This window comes from Aliiroseovarius crassostreae (genome assembly GCF_049803815.1).
In the GTDB taxonomy this organism is placed as follows: domain Bacteria; phylum Pseudomonadota; class Alphaproteobacteria; order Rhodobacterales; family Rhodobacteraceae; genus Aliiroseovarius; species Aliiroseovarius crassostreae_A.
Genome location: NZ_JBNAGI010000008.1, coordinates 91,758 through 112,909 on the forward strand (window position 1 = coordinate 91,758; position 21,152 = coordinate 112,909).

Consider the following 21,152-nt stretch of genomic DNA (forward strand, 5'->3'; position numbering starts at 1 on the left):
TTTTCTGGTCAAAAATATCCCGGGGTTCGAGGGCTTCCCGGAATGGATCCGGGGGATCCATTTGCCCGAAGAACGGGCGGAGACCAGCGCGTAGCGCGAAGGGCAGCGCCCCTTTTGCCGCATCAACCCTTAAAAACCACTGGAACTGACGCGCCGCGCCGCCTATCAAAGCCCGGCAACGTGAACAGGGGGGCACCATGTCCAACGATCTTTTCAACAGCTTCATGAACGGCCCGGACGAACGGGGCCGGTTTGGTGATTTCGGCGGCCGCTTCGTGTCGGAAACGTTGATGCCGCTGATCCTCGACCTCGAGGCCGAATATGAAAAGGCCAAGACGGATGACAGTTTCTGGGCAGAGATGGACCACCTGTGGAAACATTATGTGGGCCGCCCGTCGCCGCTCTACTTTGCTGAAGGCCTGACCAAACACCTGGGCGGCGCCAAGGTCTATATGAAACGCGACGAGCTGAACCACACCGGCGCGCATAAGATCAACAACGTGCTGGGGCAGATCCTGCTCGCGCGCCGTATGGGAAAAACGCGGATCATTGCGGAAACCGGTGCCGGGCAACACGGCGTGGCCACCGCCACGGTCTGCGCCAAGTTTGGCCTGAAATGTATCGTATATATGGGCGCGCATGATGTGCAGCGTCAGGCCCCGAACGTGTTCCGGATGCGCCTCTTGGGCGCCGAGGTTGTGGCCGTGGAAAGCGGCCGCGGCACGCTGAAGGACGCGATGAATGACGCGCTGCGCGACTGGGTGACCAATGTGCACGACACGTTCTATTGCATTGGCACCGCCGCTGGCCCGCATCCCTATCCGGCCATGGTGCGTGATTTCCAGTCCATCATCGGCAAGGAAACCAAAGCGCAGATGCAAGAGGCAGAGGGCCGTTTGCCTGACACGGTGATCGCCGCGATCGGGGGCGGGTCCAACGCAATCGGCCTGTTCCACCCGTTCCTTGATGATGAAAGCGTGAAGATCATTGGCGTCGAGGCGGGCGGCAAAGGCGTGGACGACCGGGTCGAGCATTGCGCATCGCTGACCGGCGGTCGCCCGGGTGTGCTGCATGGCAACCGCACCTATCTGTTGCAGGATGATGATGGGCAGATCCTCGATGGCTACTCGATTTCAGCAGGCCTTGATTACCCGGGCATCGGGCCGGAACACAGCTGGCTGCATGAAATCGGCCGGGCCGAATATGTGTCGATCACCGACAAGGAAGCGCTTGAGGCGTTTCAGTTGTCCTGTTCGACCGAGGGGATCATTCCCGCGCTTGAACCCTGCCACGCGCTGGCCCATGTGATGAAAATCGCGCCGACCTTGCCGGCCGATCACATCATCTGCATGAACATGTGTGGGCGCGGTGACAAGGACATTTTCACCGTCGCGAAATATCTGGGATTTGACATGTCGGATACTGAAGGTCGTGACGTTGACTGACACACGAACCCATCGATATTCAGAGAGCCGTGCACATCGCTGCGCGGCTTTTCTGTTGAGATAACCCGGAGCTGTGCGGATTTCCGGTGAAGTAAAGGCTTGACTGTGGTCGTGAGCCGGATTCTAGTTTTCTAGTTTTCTAGTTTTCTAGTTTTCTAGTTTTCTAGTTTTCTAGTTTTCTAGTTTTCTAGTTTTCTAGTTTTCTAGTTTTCTAGTTTTCTAGTTTTCTAGTTTTCTAGTTTTCTCAGAGAGGCGTGCCTTCTCAGGGCGCTTGCCAATTGACCCAACGCCCATGGAAATCGACGCGCCCCAGGTGCAGTTTTTGCCCCTCGGGCCATAGCGAAAGGGAGATGGCAGCCCCTTCACCGCGCCGCTCATCCGCTTCCATTGCCAGATGCGCCACAGGCCCGCGCTGCCCCGCGGCTTCGATGGCCGCGTGGCAGCGGTTTTGGGTATCCGGCGGGAAATACTGCCAGGCGATGGTGTGATAGATCAAAGTCAGATGATCGGGGCCTGTTTCGGCCAATCGACCCTCAAGCCACTGCGCAGCATCCCCTCGGTCCACGTCGGCGTCAAGCACCTCGATTGCGGCGCGGGTGCGCGTCAACCGCTCGGGCTGGTCGGCCCAAAGATACGAGATCAGGCGCAACGCGTCGTCCGGATCGCGCGCATCCAGCGGGATCAGATCCACACCGCGCCGGTCAAGGATGTCTGGGCAGGGGCCGGTTGGCAGATCACCCTGCCAATCAGGTGTCAGCACCACGGCGGCGTTCTGCGGCCCAAGCCTCGTACCAGGCACCTCCAGCGCAAAGTGATCCCACATCAGGTTCAGCCCGCCAGATGCCCCCAGTTCAGACATATGGATCGGCAGGCCATAGTGCCCCGCCAACCAATGCCCCGCTGCAATCAACACCGCCGCGCGCCGGACCTCGTTGGTTTGTGGCGGATTGTCGAGCCAATGGTTCAGATGATCCGCATGATCACGCAGGGCCGTTTCTAAGGCGGTCCATAAAGTGGCATCATCCGGTGCCGGGTTCGGAGGGTAGGCCTTGATCAACTCGGCGCATTTTCCGCTCAGCACCAGTGCGTGCAACCCGGCCAGAAGGCGCAGGGGAACGGACTGGCCGAAGGCTCCCATATTGCCTTCCCAGGCAAACATCCGGTCCGTGAGCGCTGTGCCGGGGGCCAGGTTTTGGGCCAAAAGCCGCAGCACCCGCGCCGTGAAAGGCGAGCCAAGCCGCTCATTGTTTCCGGCTTGAACGTGGAACGCGTCGCGCAGGGTCAAGAAAACTTGTCCATCAGTTTTTGCAATGGCGACCGCGTGTCGTCTGCCTCAACCGGTTTCTCGGGCTTTTTCTCAGCAGGTTTCTTTGGCCCGCCCGAGGATCGCGGCGGGTTCACGCGCAATCCGATGGCATTCATGAACTTGCCCGTATCGCCCGCCGCCAGATCCGCCGCGCCATCGGCACAGCCGCGCAGCACATCATCCAGCCAAGCCTGATCGGCCTTGGCGAAATCGTTCAGCACGTAACGCGAGACCGCATCCTTGTGACCCGGATGGCCGATGCCCATGCGCACGCGGTGATATTCTGCCCCGATATGCTGATGGATCGAGCGCAGCCCGTTATGACCTGCGTGGCCGCCCCCCGTCTTCACCCGGCATTTGCCGGGGGCCAGGTCCAGCTCGTCATGAAAAACGGTCACATCTGCGGGCGTCAGTTTGTAAAACCGCATTGCTTCACCCACCGACTGACCTGACAGGTTCATGAAGGTTTCGGGTTTCAGCAAGATCACTTTCTCGCCGCCCAGCTTGCCTTCGCTCAGCTGTCCTTGGAATTTCGCCCGCCACGGGGCAAAGCCATGATCGGATGCGATCTGGTCCAAGGCCATGAAGCCGATATTGTGCCGGTTTCCCGCATATTTCGGGCCGGGATTTCCGAGGCCGACAAAAAGTCTCATCATGGTCTCCGCGCTGGACATGGATGGGGTTCGGTGTTTGAGTATCGCAAATGCGGCGCTGGCTCAACAATCCCAATTGGATGGCCGCCGACGATATTCGAGGGCAGAGATTTGGCAACGTTTTTTATGTCTGGACTGACGCTTGAGGTGCCAGAGCCGCTTTTGACGTCGCAGATCAGTACTGGCCTGAAGGAAGGCAAGTATGAATGGGGGGAACTGCGTGCCCTGAAAAACGTCCTGCGCCCAGAGGATCGGCTGCTGGATATCGGCAGCGCCATCGGCTTCATCGCCTGCCAGGCCTGCCTGATTATCGAACCTGAACAGCTCACCTGTGTTGAAGCCAATCCGGAGTTGATCCCTGTTCTGGAGGGCAATCTGGCGCGCAACGGGTTCATCGATGCGCGGGTCTGCCATGGGGCTGTGGTTGAAGATACATTTGCGCAAGACGAGCTGAGCTTTCAGTTGAACAAATCCTATCTTGGGTCTCGTATTGATGGGGTCGGGAAGCCCGTCGCAAACCGCCGGACAGTCACGGTTCCGGCGTTGCGCCTTGCGGACCTTTTGGTGGCGTTCGAACCGACAGTGGTGATGATGGATGTCGAGGGGGTGGAAGTGGCGCTGACACAACATCTCTGGCCCGGGCGCACACGGGTGGTGATCATGGAGATCCACCCGCAGTATTACGGGTTGAACCAGGTGGACGAGCTGTTTGCAGGCATGGCGCGCAACGGTTTTGCCTATCAGCCCTATGGGTCACGTGGCGCTGTTGTGGTGTTTCAGCGGATCGGGACCGAATAACAGTCGGCTATTGCATCAGGCCGCCGCGTAATGGGCAAAGACCTCGGTCTGTCCGTCCTTGCGCATCAACAGCACGTCATAGGCCTCCCGTTCGCTCTCGGGCCCCATGCCGGGCGATCCGTAGGGCATGCCGGGAACGGTCAGGCCAATGGCGTCGGGGCGCTCGGCCAGCAGGCGTTTCACGTCAGCGGGCGGTACGTGCCCTTCAATCAAATACCCCCCGATATCCGCGGTGTGGCAGGACATCAGATCCTCCGTGATCCCGTTTGCCAGTTTAAAGCGATAAAGTGCGTCATAGCCCATGTTTTCGACACTGGCATCAAACCCATGCGCCTGCATGATTTCGATCCAGGCACCGCAACAGCCACAGCCCGGATCCTTGCGCACATGCAAAACGGGGGGGCTGGCAAAGGTGGGCAGGGTGGTGATTGCGGGACCGGCCAGGGCGGTGGCCAGAAAGCGGCGGCGGGTAAGACTGGTCATGAGAACTCCGTTTGCGCGTTGCCCGGACACCATAGTTCAACAGATGCGCAGGCGGTTTGATCTTCGTCAGTCTCACGGTTTCGTGTCCACGGGTGGATCGCACAAAAAAAACGGGGCCCGCGTGGGACCCCGTTTCACAATCGGCAAGGCCGGTTGAAGATCAGTCAGCCGATACTTCGGTGGCTTCAACTTCATCTGCGGCCACCTCGTCACCTTCGTCATCATCCGACGAACGCAGCGAGGACGGTGCGGCGATGTTGGCAATCACGAAGTCGCGGTCGATGGTCGGCTTGGCGCCGTCCGGCAGGGTCACGTCCGAAATGTGGATCACGTCGCCCACGTCACGGCCGGTCAGGTCAACAACGATCTGCTCGGGGATTTCACCTGCAACAACGTTCAGTTCGACTTCCGGACGTACAACGGTCAGAACGCCGCCTTTTTTCAGACCCGGTGCTTCCTCGTGGTTTTCAAATTCCACGTGGATGAACAGGCTGATCCGCGAGGTGCGGCGCAGGCGCATCAGGTCGATATGGGTCGGCAGGTCTTTTACAACGTGGCGCTGAACACCGCGGCAGATCACGCGCACATCTTCTTCGCCCTCAACCTTCAGGTTCCAAAGGGTCGACATGAAGCGGCCGGCCTTCAGTTTCTTGAACAGGTCGTTGAACGGAATGTTGATCGACAGGGGATCGGCGTCGCCACCGTAAACCACACCCGGAACCAGCCCGTCACGACGTGCCTGGCGAGCGGCGCCCTTGCCCGTCCCCGCGCGTTTCTGAGCAACAAGATCAGGGATCTCTTTTGCCATTTTAATTCTCCAATATAGATAGGGCGGGGCTCCTCCAAGGCTGTAGCCCCGCGATGAAGCCCTGCCCATACAGGGGAATCACCCAAAAGGGAAGGGAATTATTGCCGCTTCGGAGGTTGATGGTCAGGGGCGCGGCTCTCGCCCCCAATCCGTTACTATTTTACCCGACGCGGCAGGGCATTTTCGCCCCGCGGCTGGTTCTTGCGTGCCTTGGGTGGTTTGGCGGGTTTGCCTTTTGGCTTGCCACCCGGTTTCCCGGCGGGCTTGCCGGGTTTCCCGTCAGATTTCGCGCCCTTCTTGCCGGGCTTGTCCTTTTTCCAACGCTGCTTTTTCCCGTCTTCATCCCGTTTCTTGCTGGGTTTCGGGCTGTCCGCCTTCTTCTCATCGCGCGATTTCGGCGGCTGATATTCTGATTTTGTGTCCGGGTTTACCTCGGGGGCGAGTTCCGGCGTCCAGCGTCCACCTTTGTTGGCCGACGGGGCCGCATCACGATCATCGCGCTGGTTTTGGTTGCGCAGCGGTTTTGCGGGTTTGTCGAATTTCGCGGGCCGCTCGGAGCTGTCATCCCGCCCCCCCCCTTTGCGGTGAGGCTTGGGGGCGCGCTCGTCGCGGTCAAACTTGCCTTTGCCTTTAAGGCCCGGCCCTTTTCCACCGGGTTTATCGCCAAACTTGCCACCCTGATTTCGGGGGGCAGGGGTCAGATCGGGTTTGCCATTCAACTGGGTTGCGCGAATGCCATCCTCCAGCTCGCCGCCCGAAGAGGCGCCCAAGAACTTGTCCACGCTGTCATTTGACAACTCGACAAAGGTCTCGCGCCCCTGCACGCGGATTGCGCCAATGTCGTTTTTATCGAGGTTGCCCGACCGGCACAGCATCGGCAAAAGCCAGCGCGGTTCGGCGTTTTGCTTGCGCCCCACCGACAGTGAGAACCAGGTCGACGGGCCAAAATCGCGATCTTCGCGGCGGGCGGGTTTTGCGGTGATTTCGGCCAGCTCCTCGGGGGCTGAAACCTGCGCGCGGTGCAGGCGGATACAGGCGGCGGCAATCTGTTCGGGGGTGAACCGGGCCATCAGGTCACCGGCCAATTGCCCTTCGTCGCCGTTCAGGCCCTCGTCCCACATCGGGTGCTCCATCAGCCGTTCCACGTCCCGCGCGCGGATCTGATCTGCCGAGGGCGGCAGGTCCCATGTCGCGGTGATCTTGGCCCACCGCAGCAGGCGTTCGGTGCGTTTCACCATGCGCGGCGGCACGATCAGGGCGGACACCCCCTTGCGGCCCGCGCGCCCGGTGCGGCCCGAGCGGTGCAGCAGGCCTTCGGTATTGGTGGGCAGCTCGGCATGAATGACCAGATCCAGCATCGGCAGGTCAATGCCGCGTGCCGCCACATCGGTGGCGACACAAATGCGTGCCCGCCCGTCGCGCATGGATTGCAGCGCGTTGGAGCGTTCCGCCTGGCTGAGCTCCCCCGACAGGCAGACAACGGGCAGGCCCCGGTTGGACAGGCGCGTGGTCAGGCGGTTTACCGTCGCACGGGTGTTGGCAAACACAATCGCGTTCTGCGCGTCGTGATAGCGCAGGATGTTGATGATCGCGTGCTCTTCATCTTTGTCGGCCACCCGCAGCGCCTGATACTCGATATCGGCGTGTTGCTTTTCTTTCGATACGGTCGATACGCGCACCGCGTCACGTTGGTATTGCTTGGCCAGCTTGGAAATCAGCGGCGAGACGGTGGCGGAAAAGAGCAGCGAACGGCGGTCTTCCGGGGCGGCGTCCAGCATGAACTCAAGGTCTTCCTTGAACCCCATATCGAGCATCTCGTCCGCCTCGTCCAGCACCACCGCCTTCAGCGTGTCCAGCACCAGCGCGCCCCGGGTGATGTGATCGCGCAGACGCCCCGGCGTGCCGACGACGATATGCGCACCGCGTTCCAGCGCGCGCCGTTCGGTGCGTTGGTCCATCCCCCCCACGCAAGAGGCAACACGCGCCCCGGTGTGGGCATAAAGCCAGTTCAGTTCAAACTTCACCTGCATTGCCAATTCGCGCGTGGGCGCAATCACCAGCGCCAGCGGCGTGGCGGCAGGGCCAAACCGCTCTCCGTCCAGAATGGTCGGTGCAATCGCCAGACCAAAGCCCACCGTCTTGCCGGACCCGGTCTGGGCGGACACCAATAGGTCCTGGTCTGCAAGGTCCGGGTTGGTCACCGCCTCCTGCACATCGGTCAGCGTATCATACCCCTTGTCGGCAAGGGCTTGGGCGAGGGTCGGGATCATCATGAAGGCGGGCTTTCAGGGGTGGCTTCGGAAGGTGGCGGCTTGCAAACCGGCACGGAAAAGACGCGCATATACGGTTTTGCGGGGAATTGACAGGGTTTCTTTGAATCTGACGGTTTCGGGGCGCAACAGATGGGGAGCGGTCGCAAGACGGGCGGATCCTCGCCCATCGCCCAAGGCCCGAAAGCCATGCTTGGGAACCCAATGGCGGGTTAGGGGTTAAGGTAGGGACAGATACACGACAGACTGGAGGTCGCCCCGATGCGCAAAGTTCTGAGATCGACAACAACAATCCTTACCTCGCTGTCCCTGATCATGCCATCCGCCATGCCCGGTTTCGCGGCTGGCGACGTGGCGAAGGGCGAGAAAACATTCAAGAAATGCAAGGCCTGTCACGTGATCGCCAATGGGGATGACGTGATTTACAAAGGCGGCAAGACCGGCCCGAACCTTTACGATGTGATCGGCCGCGCGGCAGGCACCGCCGAGGGGTTCAAATACAAGAAAAGCATTGTCGCCGCGGGCGAGGCGGGGCTGGTCTGGGATGAACAGAACCTGGCCGAATACGTGCAAGACCCAGCGGGGTTCCTGAAGGCCTATTTTGACGATCTGAAAGCCAAAAGCGGTATGACGTTCAAACTGAAGAAAGGTGCCGAAGATGTGGCTGCCTTCCTTGCGTCTGTATCGCCCTCTGCCCCGGCGGCCGCCGCTCCGGCCGCAGCGATAGAGGCGGGCGCCGAGGCTGAGGTCGCCACGCCAGAGGCTGCGCCTGACGCGGCCCCGGAGGCTGGGGCCGAGGTTGAAGCCGAGGTGGAGGCAGAGGTGACTGCCCCAGAAGCCGCTCCCGAAGCTGCTCCTGAAGCCGCAGCCCCTGAAGCGCCTGTTGAGGTGCCCGAGGCAACCCCGGAGCCCGCCCCCGCCGAGGAAGGTGCTGACGCTGCTGCTGCGGATACCGAAGAGGCCGCAGACGTCCCCGCGCCCGACACTGAAGCTGCCGGTGAAGCAAATGCTGCGGCGGACGCCCCCGCTGCCGAGACTCCGGCAGATCCGGCGACCGACGTGCCCGCCGATGCACCGGCTGAGGCACAAGCTGATACGCAGGCTGACACTGAAACCGCTGCAGAGGCCGCGACGCCTGAGGCCGAGGTAAGCCCGGAGGCCGCCGAAACCGACGCCACCCCGCAAGCGGATGCTGAAACGACCGCAGACGCCGGGGCCGAAACGCCCGCTGCTGATGTGACTGCGGAAGATGAAGCCGCACTGGCCGCGGCTTTGGAAGCGGCAACCTCCGAGGGCGATGCAGCGGCTGAGGCGGAGACCGCCGAGACCGACGCCGAGACAGACACCCAGGCCGACGCTGAGACGGATGCCCAAACTGACGCTCCGGTCGATGCTCCGGCCACCGGTGCAGACGGTGACGGCGCAGCTGCCGCAGCTGCTGAGGGGGGCGCCACTGAGCCTGAGACCCCGGAAATGGCCGTGCCGACCGAAGCCATGACGGGTGAGGCACAGGTTGTTGCCGCTGCCGAAGCGGGGGATGACGCGTCCGCCGACGCCGAGGTTGTGGAAGAGGTTGTGACCGAGGACACCACCCGCTCGTCATCGGAAGATTTCGAAAATGCCGTAAATGAAACCGCCGCGCCGCAACCGTCGACCGAGGCGACGGAAGATACCGCATCGCAAGACACCGCCGCACAGGATGACGGTGGCCTGTCGAAAGGCGAAAAGGCCCTGTTGCTGGGTCTGGGCGCCGCTGCTGTGGGGGCGATCTTGTCGGGGGACCGCGAGGTCAAGCTCAACTCGGGAGACCGGGTTGTGGTGGCCGGGCGCGATGGCACCTATCAGATCCTGAAAGACGACAACGCGTTGCTGCGTCAGCCGGGGTCGACCGTGCGCACCCAATCGTTCAGCGACGGGTCCACGCGCACCGTGGTGGAACGCCCGGATGGAACGCAGATCGTCACCATTCGTGACAAGGAATACCGCGTGCTGCGCCGCGTGCACATTGCGGCGGACGGGTCGGAAACGGTGCTGATCGACGACACTGTGTCGGTTGAACCGGTGGATGTCACCCAATTGCCGGAACCGGCGAAAGTGGTTCAGGTTGAAGCTGACGAAACCGAAGACGCCCTGCGCGCAGCGCTTGCAGCCGAGGCCGGGTTCGATCGCAGCTTCAGCCTGACCCAGATCCGCAACATCGCCCAGGTTCGTGCGCTTGTGCCGGTGATTGATCTGGACAACATCACTTTCGAAACCGGCTCTGCCGCGATCAAGCCCGACCAGGCCCGGTCGCTGGCCCAACTGGGCAAGGTGATCAAAAGCTACGTCTCGGAAAACCCGAGTGAAGTGTTCCTGATCGAAGGCCACACCGACGCCGTGGGCTCGGCGGCCTATAACCTGGCCCTATCGGACCGCCGTGCGGAAAGCGTGGCGCTGGCCCTGACCGAGTATTTCGAGGTGCCGCCGGAAAACCTTGTGGTGCAAGGCTATGGTGAAGCGTATCTGAAGGTGAAAACCTTGGACGAAGAACGCGCCAACCGCCGCGCCAGCGTGCGCCGGATCACCGAACTGCTGCGCCAAGTTGCTGCGAATTGATCTGACGCAGACGATGCATGAAGCGAATATGACCCCGCCTGGTTTCCGGGCGGGGTCGTGTTTACGTCAGGGGTGTTCAGGCGCGGGGGCTCACTCCCAATCGCCGGAAAACCCTTTCGGGACATACAGGATATCGCGGGTCACGGTGTTGATGTCGGTGTGACCGCAAAAGGCCATCGAGACCTCCAGTTCCTTGTGCATCATCTCCAACACTTTGGTCACGCCAGCCTCGCCCTGTGCGCCCAGCCCATAGACGAAGGCGCGCCCGATATAGGTGCCTTTGGCCCCCATCGCGACGGCCTTTAGCACGTCCTGACCCGACCGGATGCCGCTGTCGAGATGCACCTCGATCTTGTCGCCCACCGCGTCCATGATTGCGGGTAGGGCACGGATCGATGAAAGCGCGCCATCAAGCTGCCGCCCGCCGTGGTTCGACACGATGATCGCATCGGCCCCCACATTGCAGGCCTCCAGCGCGTCGGCCGGTTCCATGATGCCCTTGATGATCAACTTGCCGTCCCACATCTTGCGGAACTGGCGAATACGGTCCCAATCGAGCGATGGGTCAAACGCCTCGGCCGTCCAGGTGGCCAGCGATGATGGATCCTCGACCCCTTTGGCATGACCCACGATATTGCCGAAAAACCGGCGCTTGGTGCCCAGCATCCCGAGGCCCCATTGCACCTTGGTCATCATGTCGGCCACCGATTTCACGGTCAGCTTGGGCGGCGCCGAGAGCCCGTTTTTCAGGTCTTTGTGGCGTTGGCCCAGCATTTGCAGATCCACCGTGATCACCACCGTGTCACAGCCCGCGGCCTTGGCGCGGTCAAACAGACGCTGCATGAAATCGTCGTCCTTCAGGGTGTAAACCTGAAACCAGAACGGGGCGTTGGTGTGGTCTGCCACATCCTCGATCGAACAGATCGACATGGTAGAGAGGGTAAAGGGGACGCCAAACTTCTCGGCCGCTTTCGCTGCCTTGATTTCACCATCGGCGCATTGCATCCCCGTCAACCCCACCGGGGCCAGCGCGACCGGCATCGCCACGTCACGCCCGATCATCTGCGTTTTGGTGGACCGCCCATCCATATCCACGGCCACGCGTTGCTTGAAATAGATTTTGTCGAAATCCGAGCTGTTTTCGCGGAAGGTTTGTTCGGTCCAGGACCCGCTTTCCGCGTAATCATAAAACATCTTCGGCACGCGCCGTTTGTAGATTTTCTTCAGGTCTTCAACTTCGGTGATGACGGGCATCGCGGGACTCTCCGTAAATTGGTTAGTTTTCTTTACCAGTCTGTGCGGCGGAGAGCAATGCTTCAGTTGAGCCAAGGTAAGGCGCTTCAGGATAGTCTTGAGACACATGTTAATTCTGACACACCTTAGGGGCCTGTTTACCATCGGCTGCTACGCTTGGATCCAACGGTCTGTGCATGAAGGAATTTTACATGAAAGGCATGGTGTTTACCGAGCTGTTGACCATGGCAGAATCGGTCATGGGGGAAGAGGCGGTGGACCAGATCCTTGATGATCTCGATCTGGACAGCGGGGCGGCGTATAACGCCGTGGGAAATTACCCCTGTTCTGAACTCTTCACCCTTGTCGGCGCGTTTGGGGCATATCTCGATATGCCTCTTGACCAATTGCAGCGTAAGTTCGGGATCTGGATGTTTGACTATTTCGCAAAGAACTATCCGGTATTTTTCGACGGCAAGGCAGATGCGCTGGCCATGCTGGATGCGATCGAAAATGAGGTGCATGTGGAGGTGCGCAAGCTTTACCCCAATGTGGAACTGCCAAGTTTCGAAACCACGCGTCTGGGTGAAAATGGATTGCGCATGACCTATCATTCTGAACGCCCCTTGATCGACTTTTGTCATGGGTTGATCGAAGCCTGCGTTGAACATTTTGGTGAACCCGCTGATATCGATCGACAGGACCGGTCCGAACAGGGCCGATACGTGGCCGAGTTCTGCGTGCGCAAGGTAGCCTGACCCATGAGCTTTGCAGTCCCCCCGACGGTTCCGGATGGCCCCGTTTCGCGGCGGCGCTATGAACGTGAACGTCGGGCGCGGCGCGATGCCGAGCGGCTGTTGGAAGAGAAGTCCCGTGCCCTGTTCGAGGCAAATCAACAATTGCAGGAACAAGCAGAAGATCTTGAACAGACCGTTGCGATGCGGACGGCGGATCTCGAACAAGCGCGCCTGCAGGCAGAGGCGGCGAATGATGCAAAATCAATATTCCTCGCGTCGATGAGTCATGAAATCCGCACGCCGATGAACGGCGTCCTGGGGATGGCATCGGTTTTATCGGAAAGTGACCTGACCGATGAACAACGGGAGATGCTGGATGTGATCCGGGACAGCGGAAAGCTCCTCATGGGCATCATTAATGATATTCTTGATCTGTCGAAAATCGAGGCTGGCAAGCTGGAGCTGGAATATATTCCCTGTGATCTGGACCGGATGTTTCGAAGTATTGAAAGTCATTATGCACTACATGCTCAGGAAAAGGGGCTGCGCTTTGAGATCCGTCTGGCAGAAAAAGTTCAGATCTGGGCCACCACCGACCCGACCCGCCTACGCCAGGTTGTGGGCAATCTGGTGTCAAACGCCATCAAGTTTACCGACCAAGGGCATGTCTCCGTCAAAGTTGCCCCCAAACCGGGGCGGGATGGCAAAGCGGACCGGTTGGAAATTGAGGTGCAGGACAGCGGTATTGGTCTGACCGAGCAAGAAATTGGTCGGTTGTTTCAACCCTTCTCACAAGCCAATGCAGGTATTTCCCGCAAGTTTGGCGGAACCGGTCTTGGCCTGTCAGTGTCGCGGCAGATCTGTCAGGCGATGGGAGGAGATATCTCGGTTCGTTCACATGACGGGGCGGGGAGCACATTTACGGCGTCGGTCCGCCTTTCGCCCTGTCCCGCGCCGCGCCAAGGGGATCATGGTGGCGAAGATGACTGGTTGCTAAATCATCCCCCTCTGAATGTGCTGGTTGCGGAAGACAATGCGACCAACCGGATTGTTCTGACCTCGTTGTTGAAAAAGTACCCGTTGCGGATAACCATGGCTGAGGATGGAAAGCAGGCCCTGCAGGTGTGGCGAAATGAAAGATTTGATGTCGTGTTTATGGACGTCAATATGCCAGAAATGGATGGGGTGGCCGCGACCAATGCCATAAGGCAGGAAGAGAGGCAGCTGGGGCGCGGTCGCACGCCGATCCTGGGCATGTCTGCCAACGCCATGGCGCATCAGGTCGAAGGGTATCTTGAATGTGGTATGGATTTGCACGTGGCCAAACCAATGCGCCGCACCGAAATCGTCGCCGCGTTGCGTCAGGTTCTTCTACCTGATTAAAGCGCCGGTGTGGGTCAGGCGCGATGTGCCCCGTCCGCCAGAGACTTTACAAATTTCAAAACGTCCTCAACCGGTTTGCCTGCCCCGATCTGGCTGACAATGGCGCTGCCCACCACTGTCCCATCGGCGGCACTTGCAATGGCTTCGGCCTTTTCGGGCGTGTTCACACCAAAGCCGACGATCACGGGCAGGTTGGTCTTGGCCTTGATGCGCGCCACCTCGGGCGCAACGTCGCCGGCCTGCGCTTCGGCGGCCCCCGTCACGCCGGTGACCGACACGTAATACACAAAGCCAGAGGTATTTTGCAGCACCGTCGGCAGGCGTTTGTCATCGGTGGTCGGCGTGGCAAGACGAATAAAGTTCAGCCCAGCCTTTTGTGCGGGGATGCAAAGTTCATCATCTTCTTCGGGGGGCAGGTCCACCACGATCAATCCGTCAATCCCGGCGGCTTTTGCGTCTTTCAGGAACGTGTCGACCCCGCGATTATAGATCGGGTTGTAATACCCCATCAGCACGATCGGGGTTGTGTCATCGGTCTTGCGAAACTCGGCCGCCATATCCAGCGTTTTTTGCAGGGTCATGCCGCCATCCAGGGCGCGCCCACCGGCCAATTGAATGGTCGGCCCGTCGGCCATTGGATCGGTGAAGGGCAGGCCCAGTTCAATCACGTCCACACCCGCCGCAGGAAGGCCCTTCATGACCGCAAGCGAGGTGTCGTAATCGGGGTCACCCGCCATGATATACGACACGAAGGCTTTCTTGCCCGCCTGTTTCAACTCGGCAAATTTGGCGTCGATACGTGTCATGCTGTGTCCCCTGATTGGATGTCTCGCGCGCGGCACATGGCCGTGTCCCGATCTGCCCAAGCAGGGCGGGGAAAGTCAATGGGGATCTGTGGGGTTCGCGCGCCGAGTGGGCAAATCCAGGCGGAAACTGCCCGAATGCAGTCCCATCAGCCCCCATCACCGTTCACATTCACCATCCACATAATGTCGAACCGATCACGCAACAGGCCAAAACCGGGGGACCAGAAGGTTTCTTCGAACGGCATCAGGATTTCACCGCCCTCAGACAAGGCTGCGAAAGCGTCGCGCGCCAGGTCCGGGTCTTCCCACTCGGTTTGCAACTGAAACCCTTGCGGGCGCAGATAGTCAGCGGGGTTCAACGTGTCTGACCCCATGACAACCTGACCCTGCAGCGACACCTGCCCATGCATAACCCGTTTCAGTCTGCTTTTCGGCAGGTCTTCATGCCCCGGCATTTCGTCATAATGCTGAAAGAACAAAACTTCGCCGTCGAAGATCCCTGCGTAGGTTTCAAATGCTTCGCGGCAAGTGCCGTTAAAGGTCAGGTAGGGGTGCAGTTTCATCGCGCTTTCCTTTCAAGGACAGTGCAGCACGCTTGCGCCCTGCCTGTCAAAGCCCTAGAACGCGCGGGAACCGAGAGATTACTTAAAATACCGGAGGCCGTGATGGGTTTCAAAATGGGCATTGTGGGCCTGCCGAATGTGGGCAAATCGACGCTGTTCAACGCGCTGACCAAAACGGCGGCGGCGCAGGCAGCGAACTTTCCCTTCTGCACGATCGAACCCAATGTGGGGGAAGTGGCCGTGCCGGATGGGCGGCTGGACAAACTGGCGGCGATTGCCGGATCCAAAGAGATCATCCCCACCCGCATGACCTTTGTCGACATTGCCGGGCTGGTGAAAGGCGCGTCCAAGGGCGAGGGGCTGGGCAACCAGTTTCTGGCCAATATCCGTGAAGTCGATGCCATTGCCCACGTACTGCGCTGTTTTGACGATGGTGACGTGACCCATGTGGAAGGCCGCGTGAACCCGGTGGAAGATGCCGAAGTGATCGAGACCGAGCTGATGCTGGCCGACATGGAATCGATCGAAAAGCGCCTGCAAAACATCGTGCGCAAGGTGCGCGGTGGCGACAAGGAAGCGGTGCAGCAGGAACGCCTGATGCGTGCGGCGATGGAAGCGCTTGAAAACGGCCAGCCCGCCCGCACGGTTGAGGTGGACGACGAAGATCGCAAAGCGTGGAACATGCTGCAGCTTCTGACCACCAAGAAGATCCTTTATGTCTGCAATGTGGATGAAGGCGACGCGGCAACCGGCAACACATACTCGGACGCCGTTGCAAAAATGGCGGAGGAGCAGGGCGCGGCCTCGGTGGTGATTTCCGCCAAGATCGAAGAAGAAATCAGTCAGCTCGATGCCGATGACATGGAGATGTTCCTGGAAGAGCTTGGGCTGGAAGAGGCGGGGCTGGATCGGCTGATCCGCGCGGGATACGAACTGCTTCATCTGGAAACCTATTTCACCGTCGGCCCGAAAGAGGCCCGCGCCTGGACGATCCGCGAAGGCACGCTGGCCCCGCAGGCGGCGGGCGTGATCCACGGCGATTTTGAACGTGGCTTCATTCGTGCCGAAACCATTGCCTATGACGATTACATCGCGCTGGGCGGCGAGGGGCCTGCGAAAGAGGCGGGCAAGATGCGCGCGGAAGGCAAGAGTTACATGGTCAAGGACGGGGATGTGCTGCACTTCCTGTTCAACGCCTGATCCGACCAGATCCACGAAAAACGGCCAGAGCACGCTCTGGCCGTTTTCTATTGGGATGGCTTGTTTGGGGGACGAACCATTTGCCGGATGGTGGGCCAGGCGCGGATCAGTCGCGCACCCGCCCGTAGGTCATCCGTTTCAGCACGTCATCCTTGTGATAGAAATGATGGTAAAGGGCCGCGCCGATATGGCTCGCCAGCACGATGATCAACGCCCATGACGCGTAGAAATGCACGCTGGCAAACAGCTCTGACAAGGCCTTGTCACCCGGCACAAACGGGTCGTACATCTCGAACAGATCAAAGACCTTGTTCCTCACGCCGAACGTGTCCTGCAGCGGCGAGGCCGAGGCCATCAGCCAGCCGGAAATCGGCATGATCAGCATCAGCGCGTAAAGCGCGAAATGCCCCAGATGCGCCGCCAGCCGTTCAATCATCGGCATATGATCTGGCATCTCCGGCGCCCGGTTCATCAGCCGCCAAACGATACGGATCGCCGCAAGCACAAAGGCCACGAACCCCCAGCTTTTATGTTGCTGGATGAACGGAAACTGCGCCAGCGCATCGGTGATCCACTGGGTCATGTACACGCCCAGCCCAAGGTTATACAGGATCACCCCCGCCGTGGCCCAGTGCAGGAGGCGCGCCAGCGCCCCCCACGATCTTGCCGTATTGCGGAGCATTATTCCGGCCATCCGCCCTTGCGCATCTCAGCCGAGATCGACAAGCGCACTTCGTCCGACGTAACCGGGGCGAACATGCCCACACCGTAATCCGAGCGCAGCAGCTCGCCTGTGCCGGACACGCCGATCCACTCGCCTTGGTAATAGTCAACGAATTCCCCCAGAGGGTGGGCGCCATTGTGGTTCAGGGTGAAGGCCATGGTGATCGGCTTTGTGTTGTCCTTGATGGTCAGATCGCCGGTCAGGTTGATCGTGTTGTCGCCGGTCTGCTCAACCTCGGTCGAGGTGAAGGTGATGGTGGGATAGTTTTCCACATCAAAGAAATCGGCGCTTTTCAGGTGGTCATCCAGGGCAGACACGCCGGTGTCGATCGACGCGGGGTCGATGGTCACACTCACCTTGGTGGCGGCAATGTTTTCCGGGTCGAAATCGACCTCGCCGTCAATCACCTTCCACTGACCGTGTTGTTCGGACAGGCCGGCGTGGTTGTAGTAGAAGTTGATCTCGGTATGGCCCGGGTCGAACTTATAGATCTCGGCGCTGGCGGCGCTGGCAAGGGTGGCAAGGGCGGTGCCCAGCAGGAAGGCTTTCATGTCATCACTCCGATGTGTCTTGCGTTAATTAGATGTATGTGCATGTATCTAGATGCGGCGCCCCTTGCAAGCAAAACCCGCGTGACATAACAGGAATGTGAGATGGACAAACCCAACCCAAATGATGAAACCACCGCGATCTGGGTGTTGCTGAACCTGGCGCATCGCCACGTGACCGGCCGGTTTGAAAGCGAATTGAAACGCGCGGGCCTGCCAAACGCGCGCTGGTATGATGTGCTGTGGGCGCTGGAAAAGCGCGGCGGTGATGAGGGGCTGCGTCAGTTTGAACTGGAAAGTTTCAGCCTGTTTGACCAGCCCAACCTGTCGCGCACTTTGAAACGCATGGTCGACATGGGGCTGGTCACCCAATGTCCGGCACAGAATGATGGGCGGGGCAGGGTGCTGCGCATCACCGACCAAGGGCGCGATCTGCGGGCGCGGATGTGGCAGGTTTACGGGGGGTTGATGATCGAAGAGATCGAAGAAAAACTGCCTGCAGAGCTGACAAAAGCCTTGGGGCAGGGGCTGCAATACCTGCTGAGCAATGAAATCGCCGAGAAATTCGCCCATAAATTCCCGCCGCGAGACGTGCCAAAAGATCCAAGTTGACCCTCCGGTTATCGGTCCTGCTGCGAATGAAGCGCCCGCAGAGATTTTCTGGTATTTCCCTCTTGCCCCCCCTGTCGCATCCCATTAAACGGGTCGACGGAGACGTGGCCGAGTGGTCGAAGGCGCTCCCCTGCTAAGGGAGTAGGCCCGGAAGGGTCTCGAGGGTTCGAATCCCTTCGTCTCCGCCACCACACCTAAGTTATTGATTTGTAAGGGCAGAAATGCCTGTGGTACAGGTCACGGTGAGGTACATGATGGACCACATAAAACCCCGAGTCGGCCCCAGTGGCGGCGGGGAGTCTGACATGCAGCATCTGATGAAGCCGCGTGGGAAAGGCTACTCGCTCAGGTTGGTGACGCCAGAGGTGCTGATAGGCACTGAGAATCCGTGGACGGGGAGACCGTTCGGGCGGGAAATCAAGCTCGGTCTGAACACCCGCAGTCACGCGGAAGCTATTCGCTTGAGGGATATTCGGCTGGGCCAAATCCGACAGCTCGAAGCCGATGCGCTTGCCAGCGCTGGGCAGGGAAGCGTGGGGCGCATTCTGGATTTGTCGCCAGAGAGCGCTGAGGAATGGCGGCAAGCCGTCTACGGGGAAGGTCAACTCCGCTTCGCAGTGGTTCACTAGATACCGCAGGAAGACCTTGGGTGAAGACACCGACGGGAGGCTTGCGATGCACTCCTTCAGGCACACATGGCGGACTGTTGCGAGGCGGGCAGGGGTCCCTGAGGATCGCATCCGAGAGCTTGGCGGCTGGGAAGGCAATCGTGATACTGCAGATAGCTACGACCACGGATTGCGAGATGAAGACCTGAAGCAAGTGCAGCTTGGGATTTGGAATGGGCTGCTTGAGCAAGGGTATCTGGAGCAGTTTTAGAGAAGTTTAGATGGAAGGGGCAACGGTCGAAACCACTGCCCTTACCGCAGAAGCATTGCGGCAAGCATGTCTGGCTGAAGAGTCGCGGATCGCCGATGACGCGCCAAATCTTCCCACAGTGGTAATCACTTCAATCAGTGTACAGAATAGCGCATTTCTCGGTCCGGTAGAGTTGTCTTTTAATCCCCAGTACAACGCCCTGATCGGGGGTCGTGGTACAGGCAAGTCGACAATACTTGAATACCTAAGGTGGGCGCTTTGCGACCAACCCCCGGCATCTGACCGAGAAGACACACCTGACTACCAAGCTCGCAGGACGCGTCTCATCGATGGAACTCTAAAACAAATGGGAGCAACGGTGGATGTGTCGTTCACTGTAAACGGGGTTCCTCATCAAGTTCGACGCTCTAGCAAGGACGGCTCGACTCAGATCAAGGTTGGCGAAGATGAGCTTCGCCCCTGTTCAGAAAGTGAGGTACGAACCCTTCTGCCGATCCAAGCATACAGTCAAAAGCAACTTAGCAATGTCAGCGTCCGACTAGATGAACTGGGGCGGTTCATCCGAACACCAATTCAGACCGAACTCGGTTCCCTTCAGAGGAAAATAGAAGAGCAGGAAGCGAAATTAAGGAAGAGTTTTTCAACACGCCAACGCCAAAAAACCATACAAAGAGATATTGGGCGTATCCAGCTTGAAATACGTTCATATCAAGAGCAGGCCAACCAAATTCGAACGTCGCTGGCTGGTTTATCGGATGAAGATCGGCAGTTGCTTGAACTTGGCCCGTACTTTGATCGTGCTGAACAGGCTGTCGAAATGCGTGAAGTGCGTCTTGAGGCAATCAAGGATCGCATCGCGGATTTTCGGGTCGAGGATGAAGAAGATGCGGACGAACAAGTCTTGGTGTTGCCGGAAGGGTTCCCCAATCGAGAGCGGGTAGATGCGCTAATATCTGAATATGATGCACTTATCGAAAGTGTTGAAGCCTCTCTTGGAAGCGTGGTCAGGCGAATTGATGAAGCCCTTTCCGTTGGAGAAGGTAGCACGAAGTCCGTTTGGGATGCCCAACTTGAAGCCTATCGACTAGCCTATGATGAGGCGGTGGAGCGTTCTTCGACCCATAGAGACCAGATGGGTCAATTAAAATCCTTAGAAGCTAGGGTTGGCGATCTTCAAAGAGAACTTTCGAGGCTTAATGATGAGGTTAAATCTTATCAAAAAGCCGTTGAAACTTATCAACTCGATCAGGAAAAACTGCATGAGTATCGTCAGCAGCGTGATGCATTAATCCAGACACAATGTGATGCTCTGACCGAAAGTTCTGGTGCAGCAATACGAGCACAGGTGCAACGATACGCCGATGCTGAGCGGTTCTCTTCGATGCTCAAGTCAAAACTGTCTGGGTCAAACATCAGAACAGCAAAACTTGATCAAGTAATAGGGTATATCCTTGATGCCGAAGATCCTCATCGCGCTTGGGAAGGCGTTTTGGAGGATCTTGAAGGCCTTGCTAGTTTGAATCTGGACGCTGAGGTAGCCGATCAGATGCCCGATAGCCCGTTTTTGTCGGATGCAGGTGCGACAGCGGGCGACTGTGAGAAACTCTCGCGGAAGCTTGATCCTGAGGATTGGTTGTCTCTGTCCCTGACTGAAATTGAAAGCAAGCCAAAATTTGAATATCGCTCGCGTGAAGGAGAATACATCGAATTTTCAAATGCTTCGTCAGGTCAACAGGCTACTGCGCTACTTCGTACCCTGCTGAACCAGTCTGGACCGCCGCTGTTAATCGATCAGCCCGAAGAAGATCTTGATAACCCTGTAATGCAAGAAATAGTCGAGCAGATTTGGGCGGCGAAGAAACGGCGTCAGATCATTTTCGTCAGTCACAATGCTAACTTGGTAGTAAATGGCGATGCGGAATTGGTAGCTTGGTGTGAGTATCGTAAAGCAGGCGATCAGTCAGGTGGAAAAATCGCCGGTGAGGGCGCAATAGATATTCCTGCCGCTCGCGATGCGATTAAACGGATCATGGAAGGCGGAGAAACTGCATTTAATCTGCGGCGAGAAAAATATGGATTTTAGCAAAGACCTCAGCTTGGCGTGGTATT

General features: G+C 58.8%; 19 protein-coding genes and 1 tRNA gene. 10 read left to right on the forward strand and 10 right to left on the reverse strand.

Features of this window, described 5'->3' with window-relative positions; all coding sequences use genetic code 11:
- Nucleotides 1–197 precede the first annotated feature (197 nt).
- Entirely contained in the window at nucleotides 198–1,445 is a 1,248-nt protein-coding gene (gene trpB, locus ACP15V_RS16490; RefSeq protein ID WP_424944804.1) for a tryptophan synthase subunit beta, read from the forward strand.
- 262 nt (nucleotides 1,446–1,707) lie between these two features.
- Here trpB and ACP15V_RS16495 read toward each other — a convergent pair whose 3' ends face one another.
- Complete coding sequence (locus ACP15V_RS16495) at nucleotides 1,708–2,730, reverse strand: DUF2332 domain-containing protein (protein ID WP_424944805.1); 1,023 nt, start codon at nucleotides 2,728–2,730, stop codon at nucleotides 1,708–1,710.
- A complete protein-coding gene (pth, locus tag ACP15V_RS16500) occupies nucleotides 2,727–3,404 on the reverse strand; it encodes an aminoacyl-tRNA hydrolase (RefSeq protein WP_424944806.1) in 678 nt (225 codons plus the stop codon). The genes ACP15V_RS16495 and pth overlap by 4 nt, the downstream gene beginning before the upstream one ends.
- Nucleotides 3,405–3,530: 126 nt before the next feature.
- On the opposite strand from pth, the gene ACP15V_RS16505 reads away from it, so the two are divergent.
- Complete coding sequence (locus ACP15V_RS16505) at nucleotides 3,531–4,202, forward strand: FkbM family methyltransferase (protein WP_424944807.1); 672 nt, start codon at nucleotides 3,531–3,533, stop codon at nucleotides 4,200–4,202.
- A 15-nt stretch (nucleotides 4,203–4,217) separates the two neighbouring features.
- Here ACP15V_RS16505 and ACP15V_RS16510 read toward each other — a convergent pair whose 3' ends face one another.
- The 3 genes from ACP15V_RS16510 to ACP15V_RS16520 all read right to left on the reverse strand — a co-directional run bounded on the left by ACP15V_RS16510 (nucleotide 4,218) and on the right by ACP15V_RS16520 (nucleotide 7,763).
- Nucleotides 4,218–4,685 carry a DUF411 domain-containing protein gene (locus tag ACP15V_RS16510; protein WP_424944808.1) on the reverse strand — a complete coding sequence of 156 codons (468 nt, stop codon included), beginning with the start codon at nucleotides 4,683–4,685 and terminating at the stop codon, nucleotides 4,218–4,220.
- Nucleotides 4,686–4,845: 160 nt separating this feature from the next.
- Nucleotides 4,846–5,493, reverse strand: a complete 648-nt coding sequence (locus tag ACP15V_RS16515) for a 50S ribosomal protein L25/general stress protein Ctc (protein WP_424944809.1) — start codon at nucleotides 5,491–5,493, stop codon at nucleotides 4,846–4,848.
- A gap of 155 nt (nucleotides 5,494–5,648) precedes the next feature.
- Nucleotides 5,649–7,763 (reverse strand): DEAD/DEAH box helicase, encoded by a 2,115-nt coding sequence (locus tag ACP15V_RS16520; protein WP_424944838.1) that lies wholly within the window; start codon nucleotides 7,761–7,763, stop codon nucleotides 5,649–5,651.
- A 261-nt stretch (nucleotides 7,764–8,024) separates the two neighbouring features.
- On the opposite strand from ACP15V_RS16520, the gene ACP15V_RS16525 reads away from it, so the two are divergent.
- Nucleotides 8,025–10,358 (forward strand): OmpA family protein, encoded by a 2,334-nt coding sequence (locus ACP15V_RS16525; RefSeq protein WP_424944810.1) that lies wholly within the window; start codon nucleotides 8,025–8,027, stop codon nucleotides 10,356–10,358.
- A 90-nt stretch (nucleotides 10,359–10,448) separates the two neighbouring features.
- On the opposite strand, the gene ACP15V_RS16530 is transcribed toward ACP15V_RS16525, so the two are convergent.
- The gene (locus ACP15V_RS16530) at nucleotides 10,449–11,612 is read right to left on the reverse strand and encodes an alpha-hydroxy acid oxidase (protein WP_424944811.1); all 1,164 of its coding nucleotides are present in this window, start codon (nucleotides 11,610–11,612) and stop codon (nucleotides 10,449–10,451) included.
- Nucleotides 11,613–11,788: 176 nt separating this feature from the next.
- Between ACP15V_RS16530 and ACP15V_RS16535 the strand changes: the two genes are divergently transcribed.
- Entirely contained in the window at nucleotides 11,789–12,349 is a 561-nt protein-coding gene (locus ACP15V_RS16535) for a heme NO-binding domain-containing protein (RefSeq protein ID WP_424944812.1), read from the forward strand.
- A gap of 3 nt (nucleotides 12,350–12,352) precedes the next feature.
- Nucleotides 12,353–13,711, forward strand: coding sequence for an ATP-binding protein (locus tag ACP15V_RS16540; RefSeq protein WP_424944813.1), 1,359 nt, complete (start codon nucleotides 12,353–12,355; stop codon nucleotides 13,709–13,711).
- A 14-nt stretch (nucleotides 13,712–13,725) separates the two neighbouring features.
- Here ACP15V_RS16540 and trpA read toward each other — a convergent pair whose 3' ends face one another.
- Together trpA and ACP15V_RS16550 are read right to left on the reverse strand one after the other, a co-directional pair.
- The gene (gene trpA / locus ACP15V_RS16545; RefSeq protein WP_424944814.1) at nucleotides 13,726–14,517 is read right to left on the reverse strand and encodes a tryptophan synthase subunit alpha; all 792 of its coding nucleotides are present in this window, start codon (nucleotides 14,515–14,517) and stop codon (nucleotides 13,726–13,728) included.
- Nucleotides 14,518–14,663: 146 nt separating this feature from the next.
- A complete protein-coding gene (locus ACP15V_RS16550) occupies nucleotides 14,664–15,080 on the reverse strand; it encodes a VOC family protein (RefSeq protein WP_424944815.1) in 417 nt (138 codons plus the stop codon).
- A 102-nt stretch (nucleotides 15,081–15,182) separates the two neighbouring features.
- On the opposite strand from ACP15V_RS16550, the gene ychF reads away from it, so the two are divergent.
- Nucleotides 15,183–16,280, forward strand: coding sequence for a redox-regulated ATPase YchF (gene ychF / locus ACP15V_RS16555; RefSeq protein WP_424944816.1), 1,098 nt, complete (start codon nucleotides 15,183–15,185; stop codon nucleotides 16,278–16,280).
- Nucleotides 16,281–16,386: 106 nt separating this feature from the next.
- On the opposite strand, the gene ACP15V_RS16560 is transcribed toward ychF, so the two are convergent.
- Nucleotides 16,387–16,962, reverse strand: a complete 576-nt coding sequence (locus ACP15V_RS16560; protein WP_424944817.1) for a cytochrome b — start codon at nucleotides 16,960–16,962, stop codon at nucleotides 16,387–16,389.
- Nucleotides 16,962–17,555: a YceI family protein gene (locus ACP15V_RS16565; RefSeq protein ID WP_424944818.1), complete on the reverse strand. Its 594-nt coding sequence runs from the start codon at nucleotides 17,553–17,555 to the stop codon at nucleotides 16,962–16,964. The genes ACP15V_RS16560 and ACP15V_RS16565 overlap by 1 nt, the downstream gene beginning before the upstream one ends.
- Nucleotides 17,556–17,657: 102 nt before the next feature.
- Between ACP15V_RS16565 and ACP15V_RS16570 the strand changes: the two genes are divergently transcribed.
- The 4 genes from ACP15V_RS16570 (at nucleotide 17,658) to ACP15V_RS16585 (ending at nucleotide 21,126) form a co-directional block, all read left to right on the forward strand.
- Nucleotides 17,658–18,164, forward strand: coding sequence for a MarR family winged helix-turn-helix transcriptional regulator (locus ACP15V_RS16570; RefSeq protein WP_424944819.1), 507 nt, complete (start codon nucleotides 17,658–17,660; stop codon nucleotides 18,162–18,164).
- A 98-nt stretch (nucleotides 18,165–18,262) separates the two neighbouring features.
- Nucleotides 18,263–18,352 (forward strand) — tRNA-Ser (locus tag ACP15V_RS16575).
- 117 nt (nucleotides 18,353–18,469) lie between these two features.
- Nucleotides 18,470–18,793 (forward strand): hypothetical protein, encoded by a 324-nt coding sequence (locus tag ACP15V_RS16580; protein ID WP_424944820.1) that lies wholly within the window; start codon nucleotides 18,470–18,472, stop codon nucleotides 18,791–18,793.
- A gap of 260 nt (nucleotides 18,794–19,053) precedes the next feature.
- Entirely contained in the window at nucleotides 19,054–21,126 is a 2,073-nt protein-coding gene (locus ACP15V_RS16585; RefSeq protein ID WP_424944821.1) for a TrlF family AAA-like ATPase, read from the forward strand.
- The last annotated feature ends 26 nt before the right edge of the window (nucleotides 21,127–21,152 follow it).

Coding starts and splice junctions, on each gene's coding strand:
- trpB (WP_424944804.1), top strand. CDS start 198: ATGTCCAACGATCTTTTCAACAGCTTCATGAACGGCCCGGACGAACGG.
- pth (WP_424944806.1), bottom strand. CDS start 3,404: ATGAGACTTTTTGTCGGCCTCGGAAATCCCGGCCCGAAATATGCGGGA.
- ACP15V_RS16505 (WP_424944807.1), top strand. CDS start 3,531: ATGTCTGGACTGACGCTTGAGGTGCCAGAGCCGCTTTTGACGTCGCAG.
- ACP15V_RS16510 (WP_424944808.1), bottom strand. CDS start 4,685: ATGACCAGTCTTACCCGCCGCCGCTTTCTGGCCACCGCCCTGGCCGGT.
- ACP15V_RS16515 (WP_424944809.1), bottom strand. CDS start 5,493: ATGGCAAAAGAGATCCCTGATCTTGTTGCTCAGAAACGCGCGGGGACG.
- ACP15V_RS16520 (WP_424944838.1), bottom strand. CDS start 7,763: ATGATCCCGACCCTCGCCCAAGCCCTTGCCGACAAGGGGTATGATACG.
- ACP15V_RS16525 (WP_424944810.1), top strand. CDS start 8,025: ATGCGCAAAGTTCTGAGATCGACAACAACAATCCTTACCTCGCTGTCC.
- ACP15V_RS16530 (WP_424944811.1), bottom strand. CDS start 11,612: ATGCCCGTCATCACCGAAGTTGAAGACCTGAAGAAAATCTACAAACGG.
- ACP15V_RS16535 (WP_424944812.1), top strand. CDS start 11,789: ATGAAGGAATTTTACATGAAAGGCATGGTGTTTACCGAGCTGTTGACC.
- ACP15V_RS16540 (WP_424944813.1), top strand. CDS start 12,353: ATGAGCTTTGCAGTCCCCCCGACGGTTCCGGATGGCCCCGTTTCGCGG.
- trpA (WP_424944814.1), bottom strand. CDS start 14,517: ATGACACGTATCGACGCCAAATTTGCCGAGTTGAAACAGGCGGGCAAG.
- ACP15V_RS16550 (WP_424944815.1), bottom strand. CDS start 15,080: ATGAAACTGCACCCCTACCTGACCTTTAACGGCACTTGCCGCGAAGCA.
- ychF (WP_424944816.1), top strand. CDS start 15,183: ATGGGTTTCAAAATGGGCATTGTGGGCCTGCCGAATGTGGGCAAATCG.
- ACP15V_RS16560 (WP_424944817.1), bottom strand. CDS start 16,962: ATGCTCCGCAATACGGCAAGATCGTGGGGGGCGCTGGCGCGCCTCCTG.
- ACP15V_RS16565 (WP_424944818.1), bottom strand. CDS start 17,555: ATGAAAGCCTTCCTGCTGGGCACCGCCCTTGCCACCCTTGCCAGCGCC.
- ACP15V_RS16570 (WP_424944819.1), top strand. CDS start 17,658: ATGGACAAACCCAACCCAAATGATGAAACCACCGCGATCTGGGTGTTG.
- ACP15V_RS16580 (WP_424944820.1), top strand. CDS start 18,470: ATGCAGCATCTGATGAAGCCGCGTGGGAAAGGCTACTCGCTCAGGTTG.
- ACP15V_RS16585 (WP_424944821.1), top strand. CDS start 19,054: ATGGAAGGGGCAACGGTCGAAACCACTGCCCTTACCGCAGAAGCATTG.